7 protein-coding genes are annotated in these 6,275 nt (G+C 73.2%); 6 read left to right on the forward strand and 1 reads right to left on the reverse strand.

Going from position 1 to position 6,275, the window contains the following annotated elements; genetic code table 11:
- Nucleotides 1-6 precede the first annotated feature (6 nt).
- The 6 genes from ACQKQD_RS27465 to ACQKQD_RS27490 all read left to right on the forward strand — a co-directional run bounded on the left by ACQKQD_RS27465 (nt 7) and on the right by ACQKQD_RS27490 (nt 5,332).
- Nucleotides 7-1,158 carry an ATP-grasp domain-containing protein gene (locus ACQKQD_RS27465; RefSeq protein WP_091678334.1) on the forward strand — a complete coding sequence of 384 codons (1,152 nt, stop codon included), beginning with the start codon at nt 7-9 and terminating at the stop codon, nt 1,156-1,158.
- Complete coding sequence (gene mch / locus ACQKQD_RS27470) at nt 1,155-2,129, forward strand: methenyltetrahydromethanopterin cyclohydrolase (protein ID WP_427510120.1); 975 nt, start codon at nt 1,155-1,157, stop codon at nt 2,127-2,129. The genes ACQKQD_RS27465 and mch overlap by 4 nt, the downstream gene beginning before the upstream one ends.
- A gap of 121 nt (nt 2,130-2,250) precedes the next feature.
- On the forward strand, nt 2,251-3,159 hold the full coding sequence (locus tag ACQKQD_RS27475; protein WP_020091842.1) for an ATP-grasp domain-containing protein: 909 nt from the start codon (nt 2,251-2,253) through the stop codon (nt 3,157-3,159).
- On the forward strand, nt 3,156-3,995 hold the full coding sequence (locus ACQKQD_RS27480) for a triphosphoribosyl-dephospho-CoA synthase (RefSeq protein ID WP_427510121.1): 840 nt from the start codon (nt 3,156-3,158) through the stop codon (nt 3,993-3,995). The genes ACQKQD_RS27475 and ACQKQD_RS27480 overlap by 4 nt, the downstream gene beginning before the upstream one ends.
- A gap of 238 nt (nt 3,996-4,233) precedes the next feature.
- Entirely contained in the window at nt 4,234-4,746 is a 513-nt protein-coding gene (gene fae, locus ACQKQD_RS27485; protein ID WP_012317540.1) for a 5,6,7,8-tetrahydromethanopterin hydro-lyase, read from the forward strand.
- A gap of 295 nt (nt 4,747-5,041) precedes the next feature.
- Nucleotides 5,042-5,332 (forward strand): hypothetical protein, encoded by a 291-nt coding sequence (locus tag ACQKQD_RS27490; RefSeq protein WP_244491748.1) that lies wholly within the window; start codon nt 5,042-5,044, stop codon nt 5,330-5,332.
- A 100-nt stretch (nt 5,333-5,432) separates the two neighbouring features.
- Here ACQKQD_RS27490 and groEL read toward each other — a convergent pair.
- A partial coding sequence (gene groEL, locus ACQKQD_RS27495; RefSeq protein ID WP_427510122.1) for a chaperonin GroEL occupies nt 5,433-6,275 on the reverse strand: 843 nt, incomplete at its 5' end.

Here is a 6,275-nt window from a genome sequence, read left to right on the forward strand (position 1 = left end):
ATGCCGATGGCGGACGCGGTCCTGATCGCCGCGCAGGCCGGGCGCGCCCTGGCCGAGGCGGCGCGGCGCGCGGGGCTTCGGCCCTACGTCGCCGACCTGTTCGGCGATTCTGACACCCGCGCGCTGGCCGAGGCCTACCGGCAACTGCCGGGCCGCTTCGGCACCGGCCCCGCCGCCGACGCCACCCTGGCGGCGCTCGACGACCTCGCGGCGCTGGCCGAGACCCCGGTCGGCCTGATCCTGGGCAGCGGCTTCGAGGACGCCCCCGACCTGATCGCGCGCCTCTCCGCGCGGCACCGGCTCATCGGCGCCTCGGCCGGGACCGTCGCCGCCCTGAAGGATCCCGTGGCCTTCGCGGCCCTGTGCGCGCGCCTCGGCGTGCCGCATCCGGCCGTGGCGGCCGCGCCGCCGGCGGACCCCGCGGGCTGGCTGGTCAAGCGGATCGGGGGTTCCGGCGGCAGCCACATCCGGCCGGCCACCCGGTCGCCCGCGCCGGCGGGCCACTATCTCCAGGCGCGCGTGCCGGGGCAGCCCCACGCTCTGAACGTCCTCGCCGACGGCCGAACGATCCGTGTCCTCGCGGTCACCGAGCAATGGTGCGCACCGTCGCCGATCCGCCCGTTCCGCTACGCGGGGGCCCTGGCCCGCGGCGCCGGCGAAGCCCCGGCGCTCCCCGCCCACGTCGTGGAGGCCGTCGCCGCCGGGACCGAGCGGATCGTCGCCGCGACCGGCCTGCGCGGCCTCGCCAGCGCCGACCTGCTGGTCGACGGGACCGACTGGTGGCTCACCGAGATCAACCCGAGGCCCGGCGCGACGCTCGACATCCTCGACCAGCGCTCGACGCCGCTCCTCGCCGCTCACATCGCCGCCTGCCTCGGCACGATGCCAGATACCGGACCGCATCCGGCGGGTGCGGCGGCCGCGCAGATCTGTTACGCGGACCGTGAGCTTGCGCCTGTGCCGGACCTCGATTGGCCGGACTGCGTGCGCGACCGCCCGTGCCCCGGCTCGGTGGTCCGCCGTGACGCGCCGCTCTGCACGGTACTGGCCGAAGGCGCGGACCGGGCGGAGGTGCTCGCCCTGTTGGAAACGCGGACGGCACACCTGCGGGCCGTCTGCGCGGCGAAGAAAACACACCCCGAGGAAGCCCCGTCATGAGTGCCAGCCCGTCCTATCCCAGCATCAACGCGCTCTCCGGCCCCCTGGTCGAGCGGCTCGTGGCCGACGCCGCGACGCTGCGGCTCTCCGTGTCGCAGGCCGCCGGCGGCGCCCGCATGGTCGATGCCGGCGCGCAGGCGCGGGGCTCGATCGAGGCCGGGCGGCGCATCGCCGAGATCTGCCTCGGCGGCCTCGGCACCGTCACGATCGCGCCGAGCGGGCCGATCGCGTCCTGGCCGTACTCGGTGACGGTCCATTCCGCCGACCCGGTGCTCGCCTGCCTCGGCAGCCAGTACGCGGGCTGGAGCCTCGCGGACGAGACCGGGGATTCCGGCTTCTTCGCCCTCGGCTCGGGCCCGGGCCGCGCGGTGGCGGCCGTCGAGGAGCTGTACCAGGAACTCGGCTTCCGCGATTCCGCCACCAAGACCGCCCTCGTTCTGGAAGCGGCCGGTGGCCCGCCCGAGAGCGTCGTCGCCAAGGTCGCGGAGGCCTGCGGCCTCAAGCCCGAGGACCTGACCTTCATCTTCGCGCCGACCCAGAGCCTCGCCGGCTCCACGCAGGTCGTGGCCCGCGTCCTGGAAGTCGCCCTCCACAAGGCCCACACGGTCGGCTTCGACCTGCACGCCATCGTGGACGGGATCGGCTCGGCGCCGCTGTCGCCGCCGCACCCGGACTTCATCAAGGCGATGGGCCGCACCAACGACGCGATCATCTACGGCGGTCGGGTCCAGCTCTTCGTGGACGCCGACGATTCCGACGCCAGGCAGCTCGCCGAGCAGTTGCCCTCGACGACGTCGAGCGACCACGGCGCGCCCTTCGCCGACATCTTCGCGCGGGTGAACGGCGACTTCTACAAGATCGACGGCGCCCTGTTCTCGCCGGCCGAGGCGATCGTCACGTCGGTGCGCTCCGGCGCCACCTACCGCGGCGGCCGCCTGGAGCCGACGCTGGTCGACGCGTCCTTCGCCTGAGGGCACGCGGGGCGCCCCTCCCGCGCGGCGGGGCCCCCAGTCCGATCCACCGAGCGACAGAACCTCGGGCCGCCCCGGAGGCGGGCGGCCCCGTGACGATCAGGACCCCATCAGGACCCCCATGCGCATCGGGCTCGCGGCCGATAACGGCACCTGGCACAAGAACCGCCTCCTCGCGGCCCTGCGCGCGAGCGGCGTGGAGCCGGTGCTGTTCTCCCTCGCCGACGTGGCGGTGGTCACGGGCGGCGGCGAGCCGCTGCGCGTGCCGGGCTTCGCCGACGCTCTGCCGGACGGCGTCCTGATGCGGACCATCGCGGGCGGCACCTTCGAGGCGACGACGATGCGGCTCGGCGTGCTGCACGCCCTGGTCGCCGCGGGGGTCACCGTCTGGAACGCACCGACCGCGATCGAGCGCTCGGTCGACAAGGCGGCGACCTCGCTGCTCATCGACCGGGCCGGCCTGCCGACCCCGGCGACCTGGGTGTTCTCGAAGCGCGAGGCGGCCGCGGCCCTGGTCGCCGCCGAGGCGCGGCCGGGCGCGCCGCTGGTCCTGAAGCCGCTGTTCGGCTCGCAGGGGGAGGGGCTCGCCCTGATCGAGCGCCCGGAGGACCTGCCCGACGAGGAGGCGGTGGCCCGGGTCTACTACCTCCAGCGCTACGTGCCGCGCCGGGACGGCCTGTGGCGCGACTACCGGGTGTTCGTCTGCGACGGACGGGCGATCGCCGGCATGATCCGCGAGGGCGACGGCTGGATCACCAACGTCCACCGGGGCGGCCGGCCGCTGCCCTGGGCGATGCCGCGCGCCGCCGCCGAGCTGGCCGAGGCGGCGGCCGCCGCGGTCGGCGTCGACTATTCCGGCGTCGACCTCGTCGAGGACGGGGAGGGCGGGTTCTCGGTCCTCGAGGTCAATTCCATGCCGGCCTGGTCGGGGCTCCAGACCGTCTGCGAGGCCGACATCGCCGCCGCGGTGGTGCGGGGCTTCCTCGCCGCGGCCCGCGGCGCCAGCCGCCCCCGGCTCGTGGTGGCATGAGCGGGGCCGGCCTCGACGCGGCGCTGATCGGCACGCTCTACCGGGCGGCCTGCCTCGCGGAGCTCGACGCCCTCAAGCCCGGCAACGTCCACGCCTACGCGCCCGGCCACCGCATGGTGCTGGCGGATTTCATCACGAGCGCCGACGTTTCGGCCCCGCCCCTGGCCCGCCCGGGCGCGGGCGTCGGGGCGCGGGTCCGCGACGGCGTCGCCGCCACCGTGGCGGCGGTGGGCCAGAACACCAATCTCGGCATCCTGCTGCTCTGCGCGCCGCTCGCGGTCGCGGCCGAGGAGGACCGGACCGTCGCGGCGGTGCTCGAGACGCTGGACGGCGCGGATTCGGAGGCCGTCTTCGCGGGGATCCGCCGCGCGAATCCGGGCGGCCTCGGCGAGGCCGCCCGGCACGACGTCGCCGAGGCGGCGCCCGGCGCCCTGCGCGACGCCATGGCGGAGGCCGCCAACCGGGACCGGATCGCCCGCGCCTACGTCACGGGGTTCGCGGACGTGCCGGCGATCGGGCTCGCGGCCCTGCGCGAGGCCCGCGCCGCCGGGCTCGACCCGACCTGGTGCACGACCGCGATCCACCTCGCCTTCCTGCGCGCCGTCCCGGACAGCCACGTCGCGCGCAAGCACGGCGCGGCCGCGGCCGAGGGCGTCCGCCGGGACGTCGAGGCGGCACTCGCCGGGATCGACCTCGCCGCGCGGCCAGTCGACGCGCTGCTGGCCCTCGACGCGTCGCTGAAGGCGCGGTCGATCAATCCCGGCACGAGCGCGGATTTCACCGTCGCGACGCTGTTCTGGGACGCGCTCGCGGGCGCCGGCGCCCGGCTGGCCTGAGCCGCGTGCACGATCCGGTGTCCATAGCGCCGGGCGGATGGAAATTCCTTCGTGTCAGGGCCTTGCGCGGGTTGTGAGCCGCAGGGGCCCGCTGTAGGGTCCGCCGCGCTGTCCGGCCCAACCGGCTCGGCCCAACCGGCTCGGCCGGCATGGTCGGGCGCCGATAACAAGGATGGCTTCCCGGCCGCGGCACCGCCCGGCGCGCGGCTCTATTTCGGAATCCAGGGAGAGACACCGAATGGCGAAGATCACCAAGGTTCAGGTCGGCGAAGCGCTCGTCGGCGACGGCAACGAGGTCGCCCACATCGACCTCATCATCGGACCGCGCGGTTCGCCGGCCGAGACGGCTTTCTGCAACGGCCTCGTGAACAACAAGCACGGCTTCACCAGCCTGCTCGCGGTCATCGCGCCGAACCTGCCGTGCAAGCCGAACACCCTGATGTTCAACAAGGTCACCATCAACGACGCCCGTCAGGCCGTCCAGATGTTCGGCCCGGCCCAGCACGGCGTTGCCAAGGCCGTGCAGGACGCGGTGGCCGAGGGCATCATCCCGGCGGACGAGGCCGACGACCTGTACATCCTGGTCGGCGTGTTCATCCACTGGGAGGCGGCCGACGACGCCAAGATCCAGAAGTACAACTACGAGGCCACCAAGCTGTCGATCCAGCGCGCCGTGAACGGCGAGCCGAAGGCCTCGACGGTCACCGAGCAGCGCAACTCGGCGCAGCACCCCTTCGCCGCCAACGCTTAGATCGGGGACGGTCCTGGGCAGAGCGAGCCTCCGCCCGCACCGCGGGGCCTGCTCCAGCGACTGGCTTCGATCTTCCTTGGCCGATAATTAGGCCCCTGAACGGGACGGCGCGAGCCGTCCCGTTTTTTGTTGATCGCCCACCGCCCGGACCGCCGCGCCACATCGCGGCCGGGCGAGGCGCCGACGTACAGGTGACGCGGCGTCGAAGCTCCGAGGTCGCTGGTGGAGAACGTGATCGGCGCGCGCGAAAACTCTATCGTCCCGGCCGCGCCGGGCAGAGCCGCGAGGTGAGGTCATGCCTGCATCGGACGAAGTGTCCGCAACCCTGCGCGATGACTGGATTCACGGCGGCCACTTGGTCCTCGCCGCGGATCCCGACACGTCCGACCACGCGGCGATCCATGCCTGGATCCTCGACTTCATGCAGACAAGCGCGGACGATCCCGATCAGGACAGCATCCGATCCCTGATCTACCACAGCCTGAACTTCGATATCCCGTTCCAGGCGACGGAGCGCGTCCGGCAATCCTTGATCGCCACCGTGCGGGCGCGTCTCGCGGCCGAAGCGTCGCGTCGCGGCCTCTGACCGGCCTGCGCCCCGCGGGCCACCGCGGCAGGCCGGCGCCAAGAGAAAAGGGGCCGCCTCGCGGCGACCCCCTTCCTTCGTCTCAGCGGATGGCTCGGACTTAGAAGTCCATGCCGCCCATGCCGCCGCCCGGCATGGCCGGAGCAGGGCTGTCCTTCTTCGGCGCGTCGGCGACCATCGCCTCGGTGGTCACCAGCAGGCCGGCGACCGAGGCCGCGTCCTGCAGGGCGGTGCGCACCACCTTGGCCGGGTCGACGATGCCGGCCTGGATCATGTCGACGTACTCTTCGGTCTGGGCGTTGAAGCCGAAGGTCTCCGAGGAGGTGTTGTCGGTGATCTTGCCGACCACGATCGAGCCTTCCACGCCCGCGTTCTGGGCGATCTGGCGGAGCGGGGCCTCGAGCGCCTTCAGGACGATCTTGATGCCGGCCTGCACGTCCGGGATCTCGGACTTCAGCTCGGCGACCGCCTTCTTGGCGCGCAGCAGCGCGGTGCCGCCGCCCGGGACGATGCCTTCCTCGACCGCCGCGCGGGTGGCGTTGAGGGCGTCGTCGACGCGGTCCTTCTTCTCCTTCACCTCGACCTCGGTCGCGCCGCCGACGCGGATCACCGCGACGCCGCCCGCGAGCTTGGCCAGGCGCTCCTGCAGCTTCTCACGGTCGTAGTCCGAGGTGGTCTCCTCGATCTGCGCCTTGATCTGCGAGATGCGGCCCTCGATGTCGGACTTCTCGCCGACGCCGTCGATGATCGTGGTGTTCTCCTTCTCGATGCGCACGCGCTTGGCGCGGCCGAGCATGGGGAGCGTCACGTTCTCGAGCTTGATGCCGAGGTCCTCGGCGATCATCTGGCCCTTGGTCAGGATCGCGATGTCCTCGAGCATCGCCTTCCGGCGGTCACCGAAGCCCGGCGCCTTGACGGCCGCGACCTTGAGGCCGCCGCGGAG

This window comes from Methylobacterium sp. NPDC080182 (assembly GCF_050281105.1).
Taxonomy (GTDB): Bacteria; Pseudomonadota; Alphaproteobacteria; order Rhizobiales; family Beijerinckiaceae; genus Methylobacterium.

Excerpts from the sequence above, each read along its gene's own strand:
- ACQKQD_RS27475 (WP_020091842.1), top strand. The coding sequence starts at position 2,251 with ATGCGCATCGGGCTCGCGGCCGATAACGGCACCTGGCACAAGAACCGC.
- ACQKQD_RS27465 (WP_091678334.1), top strand. The coding sequence starts at position 7 with ATGGCGGACGCGGTCCTGATCGCCGCGCAGGCCGGGCGCGCCCTGGCC.
- ACQKQD_RS27490 (WP_244491748.1), top strand. The coding sequence starts at position 5,042 with ATGCCTGCATCGGACGAAGTGTCCGCAACCCTGCGCGATGACTGGATT.
- mch (WP_427510120.1), top strand. The coding sequence starts at position 1,155 with ATGAGTGCCAGCCCGTCCTATCCCAGCATCAACGCGCTCTCCGGCCCC.
- ACQKQD_RS27480 (WP_427510121.1), top strand. The coding sequence starts at position 3,156 with ATGAGCGGGGCCGGCCTCGACGCGGCGCTGATCGGCACGCTCTACCGG.
- fae (WP_012317540.1), top strand. The coding sequence starts at position 4,234 with ATGGCGAAGATCACCAAGGTTCAGGTCGGCGAAGCGCTCGTCGGCGAC.